General features: G+C 59.9%; 20 protein-coding genes. 8 read left to right on the plus strand and 12 right to left on the minus strand.

Going from position 1 to position 22359, the window contains the following annotated elements:
- Nucleotides 1–5: 5 nt before the first annotated feature.
- Nucleotides 6–641 (plus strand): hypothetical protein, encoded by a 636-nt coding sequence (locus tag ABAC402_RS22525; RefSeq protein ID WP_031235056.1) that lies wholly within the window; start codon nucleotides 6–8, stop codon nucleotides 639–641.
- 3 nt (nucleotides 642–644) lie between these two features.
- Nucleotides 645–1454: a LytTR family DNA-binding domain-containing protein gene (locus tag ABAC402_RS22530; RefSeq protein ID WP_023447894.1), complete on the plus strand. Its 810-nt coding sequence runs from the start codon at nucleotides 645–647 to the stop codon at nucleotides 1452–1454.
- On the opposite strand, the gene ABAC402_RS22535 is transcribed toward ABAC402_RS22530, so the two are convergent.
- Together ABAC402_RS22535 and ABAC402_RS22540 are read right to left on the minus strand one after the other, a co-directional pair.
- A complete protein-coding gene (locus ABAC402_RS22535) occupies nucleotides 1455–2759 on the minus strand; it encodes a GAF domain-containing protein (RefSeq protein ID WP_023447895.1) in 1305 nt (434 codons plus the stop codon).
- Nucleotides 2756–3223: a hypothetical protein gene (locus tag ABAC402_RS22540; protein ID WP_023447896.1), complete on the minus strand. Its 468-nt coding sequence runs from the start codon at nucleotides 3221–3223 to the stop codon at nucleotides 2756–2758. Before ABAC402_RS22540 ends, ABAC402_RS22535 begins: the two co-directional genes overlap by 4 nt.
- 134 nt (nucleotides 3224–3357) lie before the next feature.
- Between ABAC402_RS22540 and ABAC402_RS22545 the strand changes: the two genes are divergently transcribed.
- From ABAC402_RS22545 to ABAC402_RS22555, 3 genes are read left to right on the plus strand one after another with little or no spacing between them, the layout of a single operon-like run.
- The gene (locus ABAC402_RS22545; protein ID WP_023447897.1) at nucleotides 3358–3942 is read left to right on the plus strand and encodes a hypothetical protein; all 585 of its coding nucleotides are present in this window, start codon (nucleotides 3358–3360) and stop codon (nucleotides 3940–3942) included.
- A 13-nt stretch (nucleotides 3943–3955) separates the two neighbouring features.
- Nucleotides 3956–5578 carry an Ig-like domain-containing protein gene (locus tag ABAC402_RS39065; protein ID WP_023447898.1) on the plus strand — a complete coding sequence of 541 codons (1623 nt, stop codon included), beginning with the start codon at nucleotides 3956–3958 and terminating at the stop codon, nucleotides 5576–5578.
- Nucleotides 5579–5585: 7 nt separating this feature from the next.
- Nucleotides 5586–6119: a hypothetical protein gene (locus tag ABAC402_RS22555; protein ID WP_235079897.1), complete on the plus strand. Its 534-nt coding sequence runs from the start codon at nucleotides 5586–5588 to the stop codon at nucleotides 6117–6119.
- Between the two features lie 372 nt (nucleotides 6120–6491).
- Here ABAC402_RS22555 and ABAC402_RS22560 read toward each other — a convergent pair whose 3' ends face one another.
- Together ABAC402_RS22560 and ABAC402_RS22565 are read right to left on the minus strand one after the other, a co-directional pair.
- The gene (locus tag ABAC402_RS22560; RefSeq protein WP_023447900.1) at nucleotides 6492–7148 is read right to left on the minus strand and encodes a response regulator transcription factor; all 657 of its coding nucleotides are present in this window, start codon (nucleotides 7146–7148) and stop codon (nucleotides 6492–6494) included.
- Nucleotides 7145–9022, minus strand: coding sequence for an ATP-binding protein (locus tag ABAC402_RS22565; protein WP_023447901.1), 1878 nt, complete (start codon nucleotides 9020–9022; stop codon nucleotides 7145–7147). Before ABAC402_RS22565 ends, ABAC402_RS22560 begins: the two co-directional genes overlap by 4 nt.
- Before the next feature lie 227 nt (nucleotides 9023–9249).
- On the opposite strand from ABAC402_RS22565, the gene ABAC402_RS22570 reads away from it, so the two are divergent.
- Nucleotides 9250–9912, plus strand: a complete 663-nt coding sequence (locus tag ABAC402_RS22570; protein WP_023447903.1) for a hypothetical protein — start codon at nucleotides 9250–9252, stop codon at nucleotides 9910–9912.
- A gap of 146 nt (nucleotides 9913–10058) precedes the next feature.
- Here ABAC402_RS22570 and ABAC402_RS22575 read toward each other — a convergent pair whose 3' ends face one another.
- The 6 genes from ABAC402_RS22575 to ABAC402_RS22595 all read right to left on the minus strand — a co-directional run bounded on the left by ABAC402_RS22575 (nucleotide 10059) and on the right by ABAC402_RS22595 (nucleotide 16769).
- Nucleotides 10059–10463, minus strand: a complete 405-nt coding sequence (locus ABAC402_RS22575) for a helix-turn-helix domain-containing protein (RefSeq protein WP_023447904.1) — start codon at nucleotides 10461–10463, stop codon at nucleotides 10059–10061.
- A gap of 45 nt (nucleotides 10464–10508) precedes the next feature.
- Nucleotides 10509–11300: a response regulator gene (locus ABAC402_RS22580; RefSeq protein WP_023447905.1), complete on the minus strand. Its 792-nt coding sequence runs from the start codon at nucleotides 11298–11300 to the stop codon at nucleotides 10509–10511.
- Nucleotides 11301–11325: 25 nt separating this feature from the next.
- Complete coding sequence (locus ABAC402_RS22585) at nucleotides 11326–11757, minus strand: response regulator transcription factor (protein WP_023447906.1); 432 nt, start codon at nucleotides 11755–11757, stop codon at nucleotides 11326–11328.
- Nucleotides 11754–14225 carry an ATP-binding protein gene (locus tag ABAC402_RS39070; RefSeq protein ID WP_023447907.1) on the minus strand — a complete coding sequence of 824 codons (2472 nt, stop codon included), beginning with the start codon at nucleotides 14223–14225 and terminating at the stop codon, nucleotides 11754–11756. Before ABAC402_RS39070 ends, ABAC402_RS22585 begins: the two co-directional genes overlap by 4 nt.
- 114 nt (nucleotides 14226–14339) lie before the next feature.
- Complete coding sequence (locus tag ABAC402_RS22590; RefSeq protein ID WP_023447908.1) at nucleotides 14340–14855, minus strand: response regulator; 516 nt, start codon at nucleotides 14853–14855, stop codon at nucleotides 14340–14342.
- A 12-nt stretch (nucleotides 14856–14867) separates the two neighbouring features.
- The gene (locus ABAC402_RS22595) at nucleotides 14868–16769 is read right to left on the minus strand and encodes a methyl-accepting chemotaxis protein (protein ID WP_023447909.1); all 1902 of its coding nucleotides are present in this window, start codon (nucleotides 16767–16769) and stop codon (nucleotides 14868–14870) included.
- 173 nt (nucleotides 16770–16942) lie between these two features.
- Between ABAC402_RS22595 and ABAC402_RS22600 the strand changes: the two genes are divergently transcribed.
- A complete protein-coding gene (locus ABAC402_RS22600; RefSeq protein WP_023447910.1) occupies nucleotides 16943–17680 on the plus strand; it encodes a response regulator in 738 nt (245 codons plus the stop codon).
- Nucleotides 17681–17956: 276 nt separating this feature from the next.
- Here the strand turns inward: ABAC402_RS22600 and ABAC402_RS22605 are convergent, their stop codons facing one another.
- Nucleotides 17957–18931: an alpha/beta hydrolase gene (locus tag ABAC402_RS22605; protein ID WP_162148496.1), complete on the minus strand. Its 975-nt coding sequence runs from the start codon at nucleotides 18929–18931 to the stop codon at nucleotides 17957–17959.
- Between the two features lie 24 nt (nucleotides 18932–18955).
- Nucleotides 18956–21205: a GH92 family glycosyl hydrolase gene (locus ABAC402_RS22610; protein ID WP_023447912.1), complete on the minus strand. Its 2250-nt coding sequence runs from the start codon at nucleotides 21203–21205 to the stop codon at nucleotides 18956–18958.
- A 180-nt stretch (nucleotides 21206–21385) separates the two neighbouring features.
- Here ABAC402_RS22610 and ABAC402_RS22615 point away from each other — a divergent pair, with 180 nt between their 5' ends.
- Nucleotides 21386–22192 (plus strand): IclR family transcriptional regulator, encoded by an 807-nt coding sequence (locus tag ABAC402_RS22615; protein ID WP_023447913.1) that lies wholly within the window; start codon nucleotides 21386–21388, stop codon nucleotides 22190–22192.
- Nucleotides 22193–22359 lie beyond the last annotated feature (167 nt).

The raw sequence follows: 22359 nt of genomic DNA on the forward strand, positions 1-22359 counted from the left end.
AGTCTATGCGGATGCACAGTCTAAACACTCTCGTTCATATCATCTGCGGCGTCCTGGCGCTGATCCTGGGCCTCGTTCCCCTGCTGTCGCCCAAGGGTCGCGGCGTCCATCGCATTTTCGGCTGGCTGTTCGTGGCGGCCGGGACCGGCGTCCTGGGCGCCGCGGTGGCCGGGGTGCTGTTCTGGCCGCAGCCCGGGCCGTTGATCATCGCGACCCTGGCGGCCGGCTATCAGTTTATCGGAGCCTTGCGCGCCCTGCCGCGTTTCAGGGAGACGCCAGGTCCTCTCGACGCCGTTTTCTCCGTCGGCGCTCTGGCGGCCTGCGGATGGCTGGTGGCCAACATGGGCCGCGGTACGGCTGCGTGGCCGCCTGTGGTCGGCTATAGTGCTCTGGGTTTCCTGGCGACGGTAGCGCTCTATGACCTCAGCCGCCACCTGTGGACCAGGGCCTGGCGGGTCCATGTGCGCGAGATCGACCACGGCCTGAAGATGACCGGCGCCTATTTCGCCATGATGTCGGCCGGCGCGGGAAACCTGCTGCGCGACGGCCATCCGTGGAGCCAGATCCTGCCGCAAATAATCGGGATGCTTGTGATGATCCTGTTTTTGGTGCTCCATATTCGCAAAGCACGACAGGGATGATTCATGAAGCTGCGGCACTGGCCGGTCTGGATGGGTGTCGTGTTCTGTCTCACGACCATCGCCTTTGCATCCATGGCGATCATTGCCATCCGGCGCCAGTCGGGTGTCGATCTGCCGTGGAGCCAAGCTGTGCTGTGGCAGGGCCTGATCTACGGTAGCTGGTGGCCCTTTGCCTGGATTGTCGCGCGCATCGTCGCCCGGTTGGATCTGAAGCCGATCCTGATCGCGGCGCTTTATCCCGCCTGGGCGGTCTATGTCTTCGGCCATGCGCTGCTGGCGGCCTGGATCGACTATAGCTTCGGTGCGTCGGGCACGGTATGGCGGGGGTGGTTGCATCGCCTGCCGATCGATGTTCTTATCGCCACGGCGATTACCGCCATGGTGATCGCGGTGGCCGCCTGGCGCCTGGCCCAGGTTGAGGCCGCCCGAGCCGCCGAGCTGAACCGGGCCCTCGACGCCGCGCGCGCTGCAGCACCTCACGGCGAAACGCCGCTTCTGGTCTCGGCCGGAAGCAAACGCGTACCGGTTGCGGTCGTCGAGGTCGAGTGGTTCGGAGCCGCCGCCAACTACGTCGTGGTCAACTGGAATGGCCGTGAGGGCCTTGTGCGCGAGACCCTGACGGCACTGCTTGAACGGCTGGATCCCGTGGTCTTTGCCCGGGCGCACCGTTCGGCTGTGGTCAATCTGGCGCGGGTGGCGTCGGCGCGCGCCCTGGTCGACGGGAGCTGGGTCCTGACCATGGCCAGCGGCGCCGAGATCGTGGTCAGCCGCACCTATCGCGACGACATCCTGAAGCGGCTGGGGCGGCCCTGATCACACCACCTCGATCTGCGGCCGGCCGGCAACCGTCAGCCTCAGCCGTCCGCGATCCAGCCGCTCCAGCCGGATCGGCGCCGCCTTCTCGTCCAGACGCTTTTTCAGCAGGATCAGTCGCGTTTCCAGATTGTCCTTCCATTCCGGCAGTTTCAGCGTCGGATCGCGGCGGATTTCGCGGTTGGAAAAGACGTCCTGGCCGGTGCCCAGATAGGCCGACACGAAACTGTGCAGCAACCGCCCCGGCACACCGCGCACGACATAGGCATCGTCGATAAAGACGCTGTCGTCATAGCCATGGTATTTCACCTGGATCACCGGTCCCTCGCTGGGGACGGCCGGCCCGGCCGGGGTGGCCACCGTCTGCCGCGCCTGGTGGTCGCTCAAGCGCAGCGCCGCCGCCAGTTGCGCCGCAAGGATCGATAGGGCGCTTTCGTCCTCGTGGCGGAAGGCAAAGGCCGTGTCCGATTCGACAAATACAACGCCGGCCAGCTGCCCCTGGCAGATCATCGGCGCCGCCATCTGGCTGAGGGCGTTGTCGAGGCCGGGCAGGGGGATATGGCGCGGATCGGCGCGATGCGCCGCCGCCACCGCTGAGGCGTAACGTTGGGAGCGGCGCAGGTCGCTAATGCGAAGCGACTGTCGCGTCGACGCGGCCAGGCCGATCAGGCCGTCACCAAAGGCCACCTCGGCGCCGACACCCTCGCGGCCGTAGCCACGGTGGGCGATAGCGCTCAATGTTCCGTCATTGTCCGGCGTCAGGATCAGCGCCTGGGCAATGCCGAACACCTGCTCAAGCCCGTCCAGCGCGGCTTCCAGCAGGGCGTCGGCATCGTCAAGCCCGGCCAGGTCCTGACAAACGGAGGCGACACGCGCCAGGTCGGCGCGCGGCGGCAGTCGCGGCGGCGTCGCCGTCAGTGGCAAGAGCGCTTCGATGGGCGTCAGGCCGAGCACGCGGTAGATATCGGCGCTGCGCAGCTTCATCATGGCGTGGCCGTCATTCACCTTCAGCAGGGCCGCCATGCGCTCGAACAGCGGACCCGCGTCCTCGGCGCGGACATAGGCGATGTCTAGTACGTGCTGCCGACCGCTGCGGCCATCGACCACCATCAGTTGGGCCGCGTTGAGACGCCGGATGTTGCGGGATGTCTTCGAGAAAAACTGGTTGGAAAGGGCGACGTGGCCTTCGTCGACATAGTGGACGTGAGAGAGGTACGACACATTGGGCATGCCGTTTTCGTCCAGCGTGGCGATGACCGACGGGACCAGTCCCTCCAGACTGCTGCGGATATCAACCAAACTCATGTTTCGGAATCCGTCACAGCGCTGCCGGCCTTGGGTCCCGGCGTTTGGACGAACACGGCCTGCGGCCGGTAGCGGACGCATACCAGGCCGGCCAACGGAAAGGTCTGCGAAAGCTGTTCACGGCTGACGCCCAGGCCTGTCATCACCATTAGCATGGTGTCGACATAGAGGCTGGCCCTGGCCTCGTCTTGCGGACCCGCCGGCGCGACGGAGATGACCTGTCCCTTGATCTGGTAGGAACGGTAGTCAGCCGGCGCTGTAAAGGTGGCGGCGATCATCCCGCCCGTTTCTACGGCATCGACTGCGGTGGACCATTGCCGGCTGATCAGCAGTTCGACATCGCCGTTGTCGCTGCATCGTGCGCCGGCGGAGCGGGCAATGGCGGTGGCGTCCCCCCGGCGCACGGCGGCGATGATCATCACCTGGCCTTCGACGTGGCGGACGATATCGGATGTCAGCTGCAAGAGATCACCTCGTACCGGCCGCAACCATAGAACGCCGCTCCCGGATTCGGTAGTGGTCGCGCTTAGGAAAATTTTAGGAAGCTTAAGGATCCCCGCCGCCGTAGAGCCGCCGCCTGAAACCAAGGAGACGATCTATGAACGACTTAAGACTGGAAGCGGGTCTGTGCGACCTGAACGGCCGCCACGACCTGTATGGCTTTATCCATAAAGGCCTGCGCAAGGCCCAGGCCGAGATGCTGGTGCGGCTGGGCAATGAAGACATGATCACTGCGTCGGGCCGCCAGACGCTGGCCGACCTGCGCCGTCTGCTGGCCCTGGCCGCGCTGCATATCCAACACGAAGAGACCTTTGTCCACCCGCACATGGAGGACGCCGCGCTGCTGGAACGCCAGCACGACCATCACCGCGATACATTTCAACGCCTGGAAAACCTGATCCGCGGCATCGAAGGCGCGCCGTCAGCCCTGGTGCCTGCCCATGCCCGGCGCCTGTATCTCGCCTTCGGCCACTATGTGGCGCAGGACCTCCTGCATATGTACGAGGAAGAAACCGTGGCCCAGCCGCATCTGTGGGCCGCCATGACCGACGCCCAGATCGGCGCCATCGAAGGCGCCATCATGAGCTCGATCAGCCCGCAGAATATGGCCGCGTTCATGGATCTGATCGTGCCAGCCCTGAGCCCGGCCGAGCGCGCCACCCTGCCGGTTGCGAAGATCTAAAGAGGACAAGACCATGATACTTTGGGGAACCGGAGGCCATGATCGCCTCGATGGAAGCCGCGACAGCGACCAGATTCTCGGCGCTGCCGGCCACGATACACTGAACGGCGGCGGTGCTGATGACACGCTCGACGGTGGCACGGGCAATGATGTCCTGAGCGGCGGCGATGGCCACGATGCCATGGAGGGCGGCGCCGGCCATGACCGGATGGACGGTGGCGGCGGCACCGATGTCCTGATCGGCAGTACCGGCAACGACACTTTGAACGGCGGTGATGGCGAAGACTATCTCTGCGCCGGCTTTGAAGGCGACCGTGTCATGACCAACTGGGGCGCCGATCAACTGGATGGTGGCGATGGGCTGGATACCGCCATTCTGTTCCGCGGCGCGGCAACAGCGTCCATCCGCTTCGACCTGCGCGATACGTCGGTGACGCAGTATCTCGATAACGGCACCGGCGTCGTCCGTGTCGAATCGGTGTCGCTGTTCAGCGGTCGCGGCGCCGATAAGCTGACTGGCGGGGTGCGCAGCGACACCTTCTTTGGTGGCGCCGGTAACGACACGCTCGATGGCTGGCAGGGGGACGACCTGCTGATTGGCGAGGCCGGCAACGACGTGATCCACGGTGGCAACGGCGACGACCGCCTGGCCGGCGGCCTGGGCCATGACAGCCTCACTGGCGGCACGCTGAATGACACCCTCAGCGGCGATACCGGCGAGGATGTGCTGACCGGTAGCGCGGGCGACGACGTGATCGACGGCGGCTCCGGACTCGATACCGCCGTCTACAGCGGCAACAAGGCCGATTACGACATCTTCCGCATCGATGACGGTGTCGTGCTGCGCGACCTTCGCCCGAATGGCGACGGTACCGACACCCTGGTTCTGGTCGACCGGCTGGCCTTTGCCGACGGCACGGTGACCATGGCGCACATGCTGTCGCGTGGCCGCGCCCCCGTGGCTCAGCGCGACGTCGTGACGGTATCCGAAGACGGCGTCGGCAAGGTCAATGTCCTGGCCAATGACCGCGATGATGACGGTGATACCCTGTCCGTGGTCTCGGTCACCTCGGCCAACCCCAACCTGTCCCTGGCCTTCACCAGGACGGGTCAGGTCACGGTGACGCCCGGCGCGGCCTATCAGGCTCTGGGTGCCGGCCAAAGCGTCGTCACCGCCGCCGAGGTTGTGGTCCGCGATCCCTATGGCAATACCAGCCACTCGACCCTGTCGGTCACCGTCACCGGTGCCAATGACGCGCCGACCGCGGTCAATGACGTCTTCACCCTTGCCGAGGACGGTGTGCTGACGGGCATTGATGTCACCCTCAACGATCACGACCCGGATGCCAATGCCCACCTGTTCGTTTTCGGGCTTAACCTTGGTTCCACCCTCGGCACGGTAACGATCCATGACGACGGTACCCTGTCCTACGATCCCGGTCGTGCCTTTCAGTACCTGGCAGCGGGGGAGACAGCGACCGACAGCTTCACCTACGAACTCAGTGACGGTTTCGGTGGCCATTCCACAGCCTCGATAACGGTCAACATCGTCGGGGCTGACGAAACAGTCATCGCGCTGGACCAACCCTTCATGGCAGCCTACGCGGCCGGCTGGGACATGTTCGTTTATGGATAAAGTGAAAATGCTTATGAAACCCGGCCGCCGTGCGGCCCTGGCAGCTGCCGTGATGGTGGCTCTGGCGCCTGTTGCCGTGCAGGCTCAGGACAATAGTGCGGCCATGACCAAGGTCGTGCGCCAGCTGCGTGAAACGGCGACCAAGATGGAAGGTCAGCTCCCACCCGAGGACATTGCTGAGATGCGCCGTTCGGCCGACGAAATGGAGCAGCAGATCAAGGCCGGCGCGTTCAACACCGTGGCGTCTGCTGAAGATCCCAAGGATGTCACCAGCCGTCTGATGCGCGAGCACGGCGGTATTGTCGACTGGCTGGAGAGCGAGACGGCCTGCGCCGGCTACAGCTGGGAAACCTGGAAGACCTACCGCCTGGACACGGGCGACCGTGATGCCGAGCGCGATGTGCTGTGCCAGAAGGCCTATGCCCATTATGAGCGCTATTTCTACCTGGCGCGCGATGGCAAATCGGCACCAGCGCACGTCGAACTGGAAGCTTATGACACCGCGGCCCATGCCGCTGTGGACTTCTACGAGAGGCACTGAACAAGACGTCCCGTGAATCGAGGCGTGGGCAAAGAGGTTTAATACCAACCCTCAAAAAGACTGACACCTCCTGCCGGATAGGGTGGAGTTGGTATTCGCTTTTTTTAGCTCAAGCGCCCCAGGGCTCCTCGCAAAAACTCGGGCGGGCAGGCGCCCTTGCCAATCCACGATGAGTCAAGGTCATCGTGGAAGGCCTCCCTTGAACAGCTGACGACGGTTGGGAGCCGTCGGGCTAGAGCGGGATGAGTTTTGATGGAATCAAAACTCATCCCGCTCTAAGTTTTTGTTTTGTCGCGCAATCTTTCCGAAAACGGGAGCGCCCGTGCGGTGGTGTCCACTTTATCGGATTGCGCTCCAGCGTCCAGGACATGGTTATGGCCCCGTCAGCCCCATACGCTGGGCGCGAATCGCGGCCTCGGCACGGGAGGAAATCCCCAGCTTGGAATAGATCGACTTGATGTGGCTGGCGACGGTACTCTCCATAAGGCCCAGGGATTGCGCGGCGTCGGCATTGCGCAAACCTCGGGAGATAAGACCGAGCACATCAAGTTCGCGGGCGGTGAGAACCGCTTCCGGCTGATGCACAACGGCAGTTGAGCGGAAATGATCGACGATCCGGCGGGCAACCGATGGCGACAGGGCTGGAATGCCCTGCCCCAGCTGTTCCAGTTGCCGGGCAAACAGATCGGCGGGCGAGTCTTTCAGAAGATAGCCATGCGCTCCGGCCGACAGGGCAGCGATAATGGAGGCATCATCGCCCATCACAGTGGCGACAATGACCAGGGCGTCCGGCTGGTTGTCGCGAAAAGCGGTGATGACACTGGTACCGCTGCCATCGGGAAGCCCGAGATCAATGATCGCCAGATCAAAGCCTCCGCCTTTGGCGGCGTGAATTCCGCTGCGCATGTCCGAGGCCTCGCGAACCTCGCATCCCGGAAAGGCCGTAGTGACCGCGCGACGCAGCCATTCCCGGGTCTCGCCTAGATCCTCGACGATCAGGATCTGTTTCAAGGGCAGTATCTGATTCATGACAGTGTCTCCTCCTGATGAAACGGAATTCGGGCGGCCAGGCGGGTGCCGGCTCCCGCGCTGGTTAACGAAAATGACCCGCCCAGGCTCTCGGCACGCGCCTTCATATTGTCGAGACCATGTCCCAGCAGGACGGTATCAGCTGAAAAACCATTGCCGTCGTCTTCGACCAGCAACGACATGCCGGTCTCGTCCAGTCTGATCTCCACGGTCATGGTGCTGGCCCCGGCATGCTTGATCGTGTTGCTGGTGGCTTCACGCACAAGAGACCTCAGAGCATGCACCCTCGCGGGTTTGAGCGGCACGTCGGACAGGGCCTCCACCCTCCACACCAAGGCGACGCCGTGCGGGCTCAGCCGGTCGGCGGTTTCGGCACGCAGGTCGGCCAGGATCAGTCCCGGCGGCAGAGTCGGGCTTTGGGCGTTGTTGATGACATCGCGCAGATCGGCCAGTGTGTCGCGAATCATCGCATCCTTGCGCTCGGCCGCCCCCGAGTGCAGGGCGCGGAGCAGTTGTGCTCCGATATTGTCATGAATGTCCCGCGCGATGCGCGTGCGCTCCTCACTGACGCCCCGGTCATAGGCACCGCGGCTTTCCTCGGCGTGACGCATCAAGGCCACGATCTGCTCCGCCACGGCCAGGTCGCGCGGCGTGAACAGGGCCCGGCCGGCGTGAGGATATCGCAAGATGAGGGCGGGCGCATTGGCCAAGGCCGGCAAATGGAGGGTCAGGCCTTCAGCTTCGATCAGGGGGACCTCGACGGCGACAGGTGCGGCCGCCAGTTCCAGGGGGCGATAAAGATCCTGAAGCAGCTTCTCCCAGCTTTGGGCACGTTGTGTCCCGTTGGGCTTGAGCGCGGTTTCAATCACGCTACGAAAAAGCTCGGCCTCGTCCGACTTGCGGCTCCGCGTTAGCCGTCGCCACGCATATTCGCGCAAAGGCAGATAGAGGAAGGCCATGACAAACAACGACAGCCCCAGGGCAGTCCCCGGCGCCAGCGACAACATACCGATCAGAAAGCCATCGACGGCCAGGATGAAGAAGCCGACGCAAGCGTGAAAGATCAACTGAAACGCCCATCCGCCCAGTTCGAAAAGACGATACCGCACCAGTCCCACGGCCAGGCCGGCGTAGATCAAAAGAAACGAAGCGAAGGCGTAGTTCGGACTTACGAGGGGCGCAAGGCCGAAGGTTAGCGGTATCGAGACCAGCGCAATGAACGCGCCTGCGCCGAGCAGCACCGACGCCCCCAGCCACAGGGCGATGGCGCGCTGACGCGGATCCTTGCGGGCCAGCCATATCTGCCCAAGTCCCAGCAGGATGATTCCCACCATCTCGGTGAAGGTGATGGGTTGCACAGAGCCGAAATGCTGAAACGGCCCAAAGGTACGGATCAGCGTCCACAGACCGAAGACCACCACGGCTGCGACCATGCCGGATCGCCAGTGGGGCATACGGTTCGGGTAGATCAGAAACAGGCATATCATCACGATGCCGAAGCCCGAGGCCGCAAGCGTGTTGGTGATTTGAAACGCCAGGAGCAGCGAGTCCGCCAAGGGGGCGGCCACCAGGGTCCGGACGGAGGCGAAGGTGAACAGAAGTGTCATCAGGCCACTGGCCGCGAACAGGCCGGTAGCAGGATCGAGCGGCTTTAGCGCCCAGATCCAGGTCGAGATCACGTAGGCGCCGAACCCTGTCGCAAGCGATACCCATAGGGCGGGGTGAAGGCTGAGAGGCCGCCAGGCCATGATATTCAAAGTCGGCCCCGTCGCGGGCTGTATCGCCCAGCCGAGGGCAAGCGTCAAGGCGATCAAACCCAGACTGGTCAGGATCCAAAGGCGTGCCGACGGTGTGTTTATCCCAGTGAAGCGCATCAACAATCCTGTTCGTCGCGCGTAAACGCTAACCCAGCCGCCCCTTAAGCGTCCACCCCCGAACCGGGGAGAAAGCCGGCGTCCATGCCGGACAGACGCCGTTGGACAGGTTTCACCATCGCCCTCATCTGTTCAGGGGATGTCACAAAAGACGGCAAGGCGATAACTTTCTCGAGCCCCTTCGCAAATGGGCTTTGTTTCATAACACAGCAGCCGTGAGGATAGTCATGACTCAATCCGTTCTTCATCGACGCAACGTGATCCTCTCAGCTTTTGCCGGTGCGGCCTCGCTGCCACTGGCCCTGTCGGCGAAAGCGGAAGCGACGACACAGGCATCCGTTATGTCCGATTGGATGTCTTGGCAGGGCGGAGTCGATCTGGTCGGATTGACCAATGCCGGACTCAGCCAGCCCAATCTTATCGTCCACCTGGCGCGCGTCGTCCATACACCTGTCGGATCAGCCCCGGCGGGCATGGTGCTTTACCAGCCCGAAGCGACCCAGCCGCCGCTGGTCATGGGCTTTGTATCTTCCGACCCCAAGGTGGGCGCCTATTTCGGTCCCCATATCTTCAAGGGCACGCCTTTCGAGGCGGCGCCGGTGCTGAAAGCCAGAATCGCAATCGACGAAAGCGCCGCCCCCGGGCGCGTCAGTTCGAAAATCTCGGTCGGCAAACACGTCTTCGAGGTCACCCTGGAGGGCCTTTCCGACCTGAGCCTGGTTGACCGTCCGGTTGGTGCCCTGCCCTTTGTCCAGCAGGGGCTGGAGTCTGTGGCAAGCCAGGTGAGCTTGAAAATCGACGGCAAGACCGTCTCCGTCATTGTTCCTCCCCAAGGTATGTCGGGCGGTCCCGCCGCCGTCTGGTCCCCTACCGGCCTGTATGCGCGATAAGTCAGCCTGCGCCGGCCGACCAAGGGTCTGAAGCGGGACGCGTTTTAATGGACGCAATATCCCGCTCTAAGTTTTTGTTTTGTCGCGCAATTTATCCGAAAACGGGGACGCCCGTGCGGATGCTGCACACTTTATCGGATTGCGCTCTAGGCATCAGCGATCGTACGGACCAGATCGAGAATGCGCCGCCGGGTCTTGGCTGACTTCAAGCGCGGAAAGACCTGCGCAAGCTCAAGCCCCTCGCCGGTAACCAGGAAGGCGTGCGTGCTTACTTCCGCGGCGCTCAGCGGGGCATCCTCCGAAGACCGATCATCAAGGCCATCAAAAAAATAGGCGATTGGGGCATCCAGGAACTGAGCGATTTCGAACAGTTTTGACGCGCTGATGCGATTTGCACCGCGCTCATATTTTTGGACCTGTTGAAAGGTCAGATGTATAGCCTCGGCCAGCACGGTCTGGCTCAGGCCAAGCTGCTTGCGCCGCAACCGCACCTTGCTTCCGACATGGAGATCGACGGGGTGACCGCCTTCACCTGGGTTGTCATTACTCATAATTGCTAACCTTCTTCTTGGATCTCACTCATAGGGCAGGCGTACTCAGTCAATATATTCGGCAACGGCGTCACCTTTCAGGCCAAGATCGATTACGTCCAGCAAGGCCTTGGTACTGAAGGGCTTGCTGATCTGGCCGTCGGCGCCCAGGTCGCGTGCGGCGGACAAGGCCTCAGCGTCGCTGATGTAGTTTTGGACACCGGCTGACATCGCGATTATCTTTATGTGCGGCCAGATCTTCTTGATGTGTCGCATGCCCTTAAGGCCGCCCATGCCCGGCATGAACACGTCACATAAGGCCAAGTCGACATGGGCGATGTCCGGATCCCCAATCGCCTCTTCCATGCTGGCGGCAACGGAGACGCTATATCCGGCGGCCTCAAGAGCCGTCCCGGCGAATTTGCGAACCGTGCTGCTGTCGTCCACGATAAGGATGTGATTGCGCGACGTCCTGGCCTCCCCCGCGCAAAATGCAGCCTGAAAAATCTGCCTGACCTGCGCTTGATCGAAGGGCTTGCGGAGGACATAGTCAGCCCTGGCCTGGCGAGCGCTCTCCAGGGTTGTTTCGATATCTTCATTTGCCGACCCCGCCGTCATGACGATGAGAGGGGCATCGGGCGCCATGCGCCGGAATCTCGGCAGCAAGCCGATCGTGTTGTGACGACCGACAAACACGTCAATGAACAGCGCCTGGACGCTGATTGTCTTGAGAACGTCGATCGCTTCGTTGACAGTCAGGCAATGGACGGTGCTCCACCCCTGCGCTTCAATCAGGCCGGTGATAATGTTTGCCTGGGTGCGGCTGTCTTCGAGCATCAATGCCGTATTGAGTGTCATGGCTTTACACCTTCACAAGCCCTTTTCACCACTTGACTTCGGTGCTGCGATTGGCGGCAACGGGAGCCTTGGGCAACAATCGGGCAATGCTCGCCAACAGCTTGTCATTGTCGAAAGGCTTGGTGATGTAATTATCCGCCCCCAGTTCAATGGCGGCCATGACATCCTTGTTGCGGTCACGCGCCGTAACACAGATCACGGGTATATCGCGAAACTCCAGGAATTTGGCGCGCCGCTTCAGAAAAGCCAAACCGTCCATGTCCGGCATAGCCATATCGAGCAGGATCAATTCGGGTATCCAGCGGCTCATGGCGTCGAGCGCGGTTAACCCGCTATCGGCGCACAGGACGTCATAGCCATTTTGGACGAGGATAAACTTAATCAAGGATTGGATGTCCTCGTCGTCTTCAACGACCAGGATCTTGCGGCCTTGCGGTTTCGCAGGGGATATTTTCATGAGATACACCTTGAAGTCGGAGACAACGCCTGGTTCGACAGAGATGCCAGAACAGAATGAAATTTTTGCGGATCGATCGGTTTTGCCAGGACCTGATCAAAGAGACTCGCTGAATAGTTCGCCGGCAATTGGCTCCCGGCAATGGCGGTCAGGGCGACAATCGGCGTCGTCGTGTTCAAGGGGCATGCCGACCGAATTGACCTTGTCGCTTCGACGCCACCAATATTGGGCATCTGAATGTCCATGAAGACAAGGTCGAAACGCGTTTCCCGGCATCTCGCAATGGCCTCGGCGCCATCTACGGCTTCCGTTACCTCAGCGGCAAAGGGCAGGATCAAGGCCTTGATCATCTGGCGGTTTACAGCGTGATCATCCACCAGCAGGACCTTGCGATCCCTGATGTCATAGTCGGTCAAATGGCGTGCCTCGTTGTCGAGGCGTAGCGGTGCAGCCGGGGTCAAGGGTATTTCGAACCAGAAGGTGCTGCCCTTGGTGACGTCTGACTCAACGCCAATATGCCCACCCATCAGGTTGATGAGCTCGCGACAAATGGCGAGGCCCAGGCCACTGCCACCATGTTTGCGGTTGATGCCGGCGTCGAGTTGCTGAAACCTCCTGAACAGCCGACCCATTTGCTCCCTGGTGAGGCCAGGACCGGGATCGGAAATTTCAACGTTCAAGCGCGGGCCCGACTCGTCGTCCACCGCCGTCATAACAATGGAAAGATCGCCGTTTGCCGTGAACTTGCACGCATTGCTGATCAGGTTGTTCAGCACCTGGCTCAGACGGGTGGCATCGACAAACTGCCAATCCGGCAAGGCGTCGTCAAACGAGAAGGTGAGATTGAGGTCGGCTGCGGCGGCCGGCACATAGAACTGGTCAACAATATCCTGGGTCAGTTCGCGGACATTAGCTGCCTGTGGATTGAGCTTGACCTCTCCCGCTTCAAGACGAGACACATCCAGAACGTCATTCACCAGGCCGAGAAGCGTTCGACCCGCCTTGCCGATGCGCTTGATGAAGGACGCGGTTTCCTCGGACAAGTTATCCTTGCTGCTCAAAAGGCTGGCATATCCGAGAATGGTGGTCAGCGGTGTCCTGATCTCATGGCTCATCGTCGCCAGGAACTGGGCTTTGATCTCCAGTGCGGCCTCGGCCTGCTCGCGCGCTTCGATCAGTTTGGCATTGCTGTCGCAGAGCGCCAGCTCTTTCATTTTCAGGTTGGTAATGTCGGTCGCAAGGACAAAGAAACCTCGAACTTCGCCGTTGTCGGAGAAGTCGGGCAGGTATTGCGTCAGGGTAAAGCCGACAGCGCCGTTTGATTTCGTGATCGCGCGCTCAAACGTCTGCTTTTTGCCGGACAGAGCGCCACGAATGTAGGGCCAGTTCAGGGCAAACAATTCCTCACCCAGCAGAGTCTTGACGTGAACACCTTGCAGGTCTTCCGGCTTCCATTTGAACCATTCCAAATAGGCATTGTTGGCAAAACGGCAGGTCAGGTTGTGATCCCAGTAACCCAGCAAGCCCGGGATGTTCTCTGCAAGGAGCCGGTACCAGGCTTCGCTTTGACGGGACTGCTCGATGGCCGCGCGGTATTCAGTCACATCCTGAAACACACCCGTCAGGGATTCGACGCTTCCATCCGGCCCGCGCAGACTTACGGCCTTGGCGACGACATTGCGCAGGGCACCATCAGGCCGGCGAATGCGGGCCTCCAGCGCATAGCCTTCGCCCGTTTTCGCGGCACGGTCGACGAGCTCGGCCAGGACGCGCGCATCATCTTCGTGGTAGAGCGCCAGAACCTCGGCGTAATCAGGCGCTGCATCGGCAACGGGCAATCCGTGTATGCGGAAAACCTGGTCGGACCACCCGACGCACCCGGTTTTGAGATCGAAAGACCATTGGCCAACGTTGGCGATGTCTTCCACGAGCTCCAGCGTCCTGTGCGCCTGCTCCCTCGACCTTATCAGGGCCAGATTTTCCAGGGCGTTCTTGCGCATGCTCAGAACCGACGACACGGCGGCAGCCAGCTTTGCGAGTTGGCGCGCCTGCTCTGGCCCAAAGTCAGGCCGCGGCTCACGATCGATGACGCAGAGCGTACCGATCAGAACCTCGCCAAAGCGAACCGGTGCGCCGGCGTAAAATCGAATGTGTGGCGCCCCCGTCACCAGGCCGTTGTCCGAAAAACGGGGATCCGTGGCAGCGTCGCTTACGATCATCACCGCATCGTTGCGAATGGCGATGTCGCAAAACGCCAGGTCACGCGGTGTGCTGTCAACATCCAGGCCTATGCAGGACTTGAACCATTGTCGTTCCCTGTCGATGAGCGAGATCAAGGCAATGGGAACGTGAAACAGTTCCCTGGCGAGGTCGGTCAGTTGATCAAAGGCCGGCTCAGGGGGCGTATCCAGAATTTCCAGGCTGAAAAGCGCGGCTAGTCTTTGGGATTCAAGATCGGAAGTGGTCACGGCAAACTGTACCTAACTTTACTCAACTGACAGTGTAGTATGGAACGCTTAATTGTCCAGAAATCAATTGTCACGCGAATGTCGCAATCCGGCGCGCCTGCCCGAAGAAGTCCATCAGATGAACCCGTCGCTGGTGCGACGATACGGACCCGCATACTGGCTATCTGACCTGCGCCTGCGGTCAGGTCCGAAGTAACCGACACATTTGATATATGGGCGAGCACGCATGACGACGTTCACAACGCGATCCAGCAGAGCCTTGGCATTGAGCGGCTTTACCAGGAACTCGTTGACGCCGGCATCACGGGCGGCGACGATTCTTGACCGCTCACTATGGCCGGAGACCATGATAATCGGCAGGTAAGGGTTCATGCTGTCAGCCGCCCTGCGCTGCATCAGCGTGAACTCGATACCGTCGACCGGTGTCATGTTGTAATCAACGATGGCCATGTCGATGGGATACTGCCGCATCAGGTCCAGCGCCTCGGCGCCATCGCGCGCTTGACGAAGCCGGGAAACACCGACGCTCTTTAGCACAGCGCCCAATATGGTGCACATGTGGCGATTGTCGTCGACAATCAACATATGCAGCGGCGCGAGATTTACCGTCTGGGTAACCTGAATTGGCATGCTCAAGCCGCCTTACGCCGAACGAATGCCGGAAAGAAAGCTGAGCGCGGTCTCTTTCAGGCCGATCGATTGCGCGGCAAGGCTGCGGGCCTCCTCAAGCGCCGTTTTCGCCCGTGTCCCGGTAAGGTTTGCCGTTTTGTTGACTTCCATGACCGAGTCACTGATCTCGGAGGTTGACGTCGCCACCTCAGCGGTTGAGCGTGAAATCTCTCCGACCGCCGCTGTCTGCTGCGCTACCGACTCGGAAATCGCCGTCGAAATATCGCGCAGGGCCCAAACTGCCGCGGCGATCGACGTGATGGACTGCGCCGCGTGGGCGGTCGCCAGTTGGACGCCCTTGACCTGCAGGCTGATCTCCTCGGTTGCCTTGGCGGTTTGCTGCGCCAGGGCCTTGACTTCGGAGGCAACGATCGAGAACCCACGTCCGGCTTCGCCGGCCCGTGCCGCCTCGATGGTGGCGTTCAGCGCCAGCAGGTTGGTTTGCGAGGTGATCTGGCTGATCATCTGGATGGCACTGCCAATACGTTCGGCCGCCGCGTTCATGTCCTGGACAACCTGGGTCGTCTCGTTAGCCTGCGCCGCGGCATTGTCGGCCGCTACCACTGCAAGCTCAGCCTGATCAGCGATGGCATGGGAGGACGCCGCCATCTCTTCGGTGGCACCGGCAACCGACTGGATGTTGACGCTGGTTGTTTCCATGGAATGAGCGACAAGCTGGCTGCGCTCGGAGGTCGACGAGGCGTCCACGGTCAAGTCCTGGGCCGATTGCCCTAGCGATTGGGCCGACTGTCCGACCGAGTCGACAATGCCCATGATGGAGCGTTCAAATTCATCGGCGAGGCAAAGCAGGATTTGATGTCTGGAAATTACGCTCTCCTCTTCCAGCTTGTGTTGCAACAGCCGCATCTCTTCGGCCTGGTGCAGATTAGCCTTGAATGCCGCCAGGGTCGCGACGATGACGCCTGTCTCATTGCGATCTTTCCCGTAAGGCAGGTTGCCAACCTCTTCGCCCTTGACCAGCTTTTGCATGATGTCGGTCAGCACGGTGAGGCGACGGCTCAGCCCGTGACCGATCAGGTAGGTTAAACCCAAGGCAACAGCGAGGATGGCAAAACACACGCCCAACTCCGCCGCGGTTTCCGTCCAGTGCAATCGGATGCGCGCATGAAGCAGGGATTGCAAATTCGCATTACCCGGGTGGAACAAGGCGTCCGCCGTGTCGAGAAACGCCGAATAGGCTGCAGGGTTCGGTGACGCCGCAAAGGTTTCACCTGCGGCCAGATACGACGCAAGGGCTGCCTCCAGGTCGGCGGGAAGGGCCTTGGCCGCCGAAAACTGGCCGGCCTTCAGATAGTCGTTTTTGACGGCCTCGAGTCGATTGGAGAAGGTTGTCCGGCTTAGGATCAGCTGGGCGTCGTCCGCGACCAGACCGCTTTTTGCGCTCAGGTCGTGGGCCGCGGTGATCGTCGCCGGCAATTGCACGACGGTTGCGCTCATCAGATAAAAGCTGTCGAGGTCGGGGTCCAGAATGAGACCCGAGTGATCGGTAACACTGTCAAGCATCGCCTTGGCGCGAGTCACCCGTTGCGAAGGTTGCGCATCGGCGAGACCGGGGACCTCTGTCTTGTCTAAAACGGAAGTCTTCGCCGTCGCCTGCGCATTGAGATCTTGCGACGAGGCTGCCGAAAGCGGTGTACCGGCGGCACCTGACAGGACGGCCGGCCAAAGCGCCCGAATATCGTTCGACCCGGATATCTCGCGAGTTGTATAGTCAACGACGGTCTTGTGGGTTGTAAAGAGAAAGAAGCAGGCAATGATGACCGGCGCAACCATAATGACACTCAGTAGGCGCATGCGCCAGAATATGCTCACGCGTGCATTTACAACGTCCAGCAGGTCAACAATATTGGCCATTCTCGCTCCGGAAGATAGTGGATCCTCAAGACGACGCTACAGGCTTTAGTTTAAGTCCCGTCTAAAAAACTGCGACGTCTGTGTCGCAATTCATATTTGCATTGCTTTGGCCTAGCATTGCCGGGTAAATCGTGAGTCCCCTCAGGTCATGAACATCGGACCCGCTAATTTGCATGCAACACAGCCTCGCCAAACGAAAGATCCTGGTGGTCGATGACACCCTTGACATGCTTGAGCTGATTTCTGTCGTTCTTGAGGGGCATGGCTTTGAGGTCATTACAGCCTGTGGCGGTGCCGAGATGGATGTGGAGATGCAACGCCACAAGTTTGATCTCATCATTCTTGATACCATGATGCCGGTCGAGGACGGTTTTTCTATCTGCAAACGCCTTAGCCAGCGCGCCGCTCCCCCGATCATCATGCTGAGCGCAAAGAGTATGGACGTAGATCGAATCAAGGGACTGAACCTGGGTGCCGAGGACTATATCGCCAAGCCCTTTCATCCCGACGAACTTGTGGCGCGCATAGGGGTGGCTTTGCGTCGGTCGCAGCCATCGGGCGTATCGGCCAAACCGGGGCTGGACCGGTTCTATGGTTGGACACTCGATCCGGTAACACGCAAGATCACCAGTCCTGACACCTTGTCGTATACTCTGTCAGCTGCGGAATTTGCCGTGATCCGGGTGATCCTGGATCATCCGGATCGCCCGCTCAAACGCGAGTTCATGCTGGCCAAGATGGCGGAGTTGCATGAAGATTCCAATCCCCGGGCCCTCGATACGATCGTGTCGCGCCTGCGAAGAAAGCTGGGGGAAATTCATCCGACCGCCGGGCCGGATGACGAACTGATCCGGACAGTGTACGGCGTGGGGTACATGTTGCGACCGCCACTTGCCAAGGGCGCAATCTGAGACCGCTGTGTCACATCAACAAGCCTGGAGCGGGGTTTTGATGGACTCAAAAGCCCGCTCTAACTTTTTGTTTTGTCGCGCAATTTTTCCGAAAAGTGGCGTCCACTTTATCGGATTGCGCTCTAGATTTTTGTCTTGTCGCGCAGTTTATCCGAAAACGGGAGCGCCCGTGCGGGTGCGTCACACTTTATTGGATTGCGCTATTGCGCGCAGGTCTCAGACGCACTGCCAAATGTCGCGACGGGTTACATCGGTGTGACACAGTCACCAAGGTCATCACGGGCCGTTGTTTTTGCTTGGGTCACAACAGTTTCCCGGAGACAACAGGAACATCAAAGGTACCCCAAGACGTTTCGCCCAGGCGTTTTCTGAATGGTTTTCTCCCGGGAAGATTTCGGATTTGAACTGACCAGCAGCTGTCCAGCCCTTTGAACGCAAGACCGCCTCGAGTCCTTGATTGTAAGGCCTGTAATAGGAGTCCAGCGCCTCGGTTCCTTGATCGATGTAGAAGCGATTACTGCCAGGTGACGCCCCCGAAGCGTCCAGGTACGATGAGAAGGCTTCGATGATTTTGACGGCGTAACGGTTGGCGTCATCCGCACTATGGCGTGGATCCATAAGCGGTAAATGAATTGAGAGAGACGCGGAAGCGCCAAATACTTCCGGATATTCGGTCTGGGCGTAAAACGAAATCAGGCCTCCCATGCTTGACCCCATGACAAACGTGTTGTCACGGTCGGGCTTGGTATGAAAATTCTTATCGATAAATGGCTTTAATTCGGTGACCATGAACTGCAGATAGTCGTCTGACACCGGCGGTCCGCCCCAGCTGTTCTGGATCGTTGTCTTCATATCTTCCGGCAGGCGTTCGTAGACCTTTTGCGGTAAATAGTCCCTGCCCCTCTGTTTTGAGCTCGCTATGCCGACAACAATGACCGGCGGAACCTTGCCTTCTCGGATGAGGCGCATCAGCGTCACATCGACACCCCAATCCGCATGACTCAAAGAGCGGCTGGGCTCGTAGAGGTTTTCACCGTCTTGCATATACAGCACGGGCAAGGGTGACCCTTGGGGATCGTAGCCATCCGGGAGCCAGACGGTAACCTCTCGCGCCGTAATCGAGCGAGAGGCAAAGTCGGGGTAATGCAGCAGGGTCCCCCCCGCGCTTGAAGCCGAAGCCGCTCCTGGAAAAACGGAAAAAAGCGCAATCAAAACAACCGCGATACAGGCTCTCGAAACCTTAAAAAACATCAGCCTCTCCATCTTGAAGCAAGGTTAAATCACCGACTGGCTTTTGCCAAACATGTCATCACGGGCCAGGCCGGAAGGCGGAATGACGCCCGTGACAATTGACAGCGTTCTGGAATTCAACAAATCCAGATGCGATATGGCTTTGTGAACGCGGTCTCCGCTGTTGACAGAGGCACCGACCGCGTAGGAGTCCTTTTGCCGAGGCGGTCGGCTGACAATATCGAACTGCGCGGCGCCAGGCACGCGGATGGACGCCTGTGAAGTTTGCGGTGCGCCAATGACATAGGTGCCGGCGGCAGGTTCAAGCGGGTAAAGGCCCAGAGTTGCCAGCACATACCAGGCACTCATCTGGCCGCAATCGTCATTTCCGATAATGCCGGAGGGCGTGCTGTTATAGAAGCTGGTGCAGATTTGGCGCGTGATCTGCTGTCCGCGCCACGGACGATCCGTCAGGGCATACAACCATGCCGCATGATGACCAGGCTCGTTACCATGGGCATATTGGCCAATAATCGCCTCTTGACCCAGAAATTTTTCGTTCGCTTGCGACGACGTCAGGCTGAAGAAGGTATCCAGCATCTCGCCCATGCCGCGAGGACCATCATAGAGTTCGATAAGCCCGTGAGGATCGTGCATGGCCGGCGTCAGGCTGTACTGCCAGGCATTCGCCTCGGTATAATCACCAGGATTATTCAAAGGGGACGTTGCCTTGAGGGGGTCGAAAGGGGTGCGCCACTGCCCCTGAGAGTCCTTGCCGCGCATGAGCCGTGATTGCGGATCAAAAAGCTGCTTGTACGCTTTGGATCTTGCCGAAAACCGCGCGGCGATCTCATGTTGATCAAGCGACCTGGCGACCCGCGCCACAGCATCGTCGCCAATACAGGCTTCCAGGGTTCGTGACACAGCCTCGTTATCGACCTTGTCATAGGGGTAGTAGCCATACCGGTCGTAGAGCGACCAATCTGAGTGGATGTGATCCCGCGTAGAGGTTTCGACCATGGCAGCCAGAGCTTGCGCCGGATCGAAACCTGTAAATCCCTTAGCCATTGCATCGGCGATGATCGGTAAGGCCGGATTGCCGATCATGCAGTTGGTTTCCTGCCCCCACACCGTCCAGATAGGCAAATACCCCATCTCGGCATGGTGCGCCAACATACTGGCTATGAACGGCTCAATCCGCTCGGGGACGAGAAGTGTGAAAAGGGGATGTGCAGCGCGGAAAATATCCCAGAGTGAAAATGTTGAAAAATAGCCGCCTTTGGGCGCAATGCCGATTTTTCCCGTCGGGCCGCGGTAACGCCCATCTACATCCGAAATGACGCTCGGATGCAGGCAGGCGTGGTAAAGTGCCGTATAGAATATCGACGTCTTATCTTTGTCGGAATCGATCGTAATACGCTGCAAAATGTCTTCCCAGGCAAGATTGCAAAGCCCGCGCGCCGCGTCAAAGCTCACGGGCTCGTCCGCCGCCAAATTGCGCTTCGCGCCGTCTACATCGACCGTGGACACAGCTGCGCGGGCCTCAAGAACCGAGCCTGCGCCCAAGTCAAAACTCAGAGCCAGACGCGGCGCTGCATCATTGGGCCGCGGCACAAGATACCGGATATCGGAAATCGGATGATTGAAGCGGACGATAAACGCGACATCGCGCTCAGCCCAGTTGCGCGATTTGACCTGCCCGAAGAGGCTATCGGAGCTCGATTCAAATGTGCAGCTGAGAACAGGCTGGCCGGAGACAAACTGCAATCTGTGTTGCAGATCGACGAGAACTTCAATCCGCCCAGCCCTGGCAAAGGTATAGCGGTGGTAGGCAACGCGCGTCGTCGCTGTCAATTCTACCCGGACCCCGTTGTCGACCAGTTGAACCGCGTAGTAGCCGGGCGCGGCGGTTTCGGTCGTTTTGTCATAGCGGCTCGCAAAGACTTCGCCGTCGAGTCGGCAAGTCGGCTGCAGCAGTATGTCGCCCATCTCCGGCAAGCCGGCGCCGCTGATATGGGTTTGCGAAAAGCCCAGTATATTGGGTGCCGAATACTGATAGCCGCTGGTGTAATCCCAGCCAGAATCAGCATTGTCAGGCCCGGGCTGCACCATGCCAAACGGCATCGAAGGCCCCGGGAAGCAATGACCTGTTCCCTCTGTGCCGATAAACGGATTGACATAATCGGTCAGTCTGTCCCGGCGATCACGCCCGGGGATTTGGGCGGACACAGCGCCGGCAAGGGTTGCCAAAGCGGCGGTTGAAGTGGCGCAAAAGGCACGGCGGGATAGGGTCATGTCAAAGGCCTCTTGATGGGTACAGGCGAACCACCACCACGCCAAACGGGGGCAAGTTCAATGTGCTGTTTGAAGTTTGAACCTTGGCGCCCGTTAAAAGGTCTTTTCCATACAAGTCCACTATACGGACATTGTAGTTTATTATATGGACTTACCAGAAGAATTGGGGTTGAGCAAGACATGGACGATCTGACGGACCGCGGCGGCCAAACGGACACGATCGACAAGGAAAATTCCGTATATAAGGCTCTGAAAATCCTGAGCACGTTGGGAGAGTTGAGTTTTCAGGCGAACGGTGAGGCCCGGCTCTCCGAACTCGTCGGACGCACGGGTTACGCCCGCCCCACCGTTCACAGACTTTTGACCACCATGAAACAGTGCGGTTTTGTCTCACAAACCGCATCGGGGCCGTATCGGTTCGGGCCGGAATTCATGCTGGTGGCGCAGCAGGCCTTTGGCAAAGCCGACATTCGAAGGATGGCCCTGCCCTCAATGGCGAACCTGAGCCATCAATCTGGCTATACGGTGCACCTCGGTGTTCGCGATGGTTCTGAAGTCGTGTATATCGACAAGCGCGAACCGCCCCAGGGGCTGCACATAAGTTCGGCAATAGGCCAGCGTCGACCCTTGCAATTTACGGCCCTGGGAAAAGCCATACTCGCCTGGGCGCCCATCGAGACCAGTCGCGAGTGTCTGGCCAAACCGTGGCAACAAAGAACAAAAAACTCCCTGCCCTCGGCTGAGGCCGTAATCGCCCAGTTTTCGGACATTCGTCAGCGCGGCTATGCCATCGACAATGAAGAAAGCGATCTCGGCTTTCGCTGCGTGGCGGCGCCCCTTTTGACCCACGGCCATGTGCCGGTCGCAGCGATAAGTCTGACCACCCTCAGTGCCCAGGTCTCAGACACAGAACTCGAAGGGATGGGGCAAAAGATTGCCCGAACGGCCCGCGAAATTTCCAACTCCCTTGGAGGCGGTTCGCAATAGCGACCAAGACCGAACGCCTGCGCCTGCCGGGAGGAAGCCGGGTAGTTCAGTTTAGCATAAACGGGTTTCGTCCGGCGGGCATCTTTGCCCGGCATCATAACCTGTCAGCACAGTTCTTGCGGTTTATCCTTGCCAACAATCTTTTCAAAGATCCGGCCGCCGAGCAG

The organism is Asticcacaulis sp. AC402 (assembly GCF_000495835.1).
GTDB lineage: Bacteria > Pseudomonadota > Alphaproteobacteria > Caulobacterales > Caulobacteraceae > Asticcacaulis.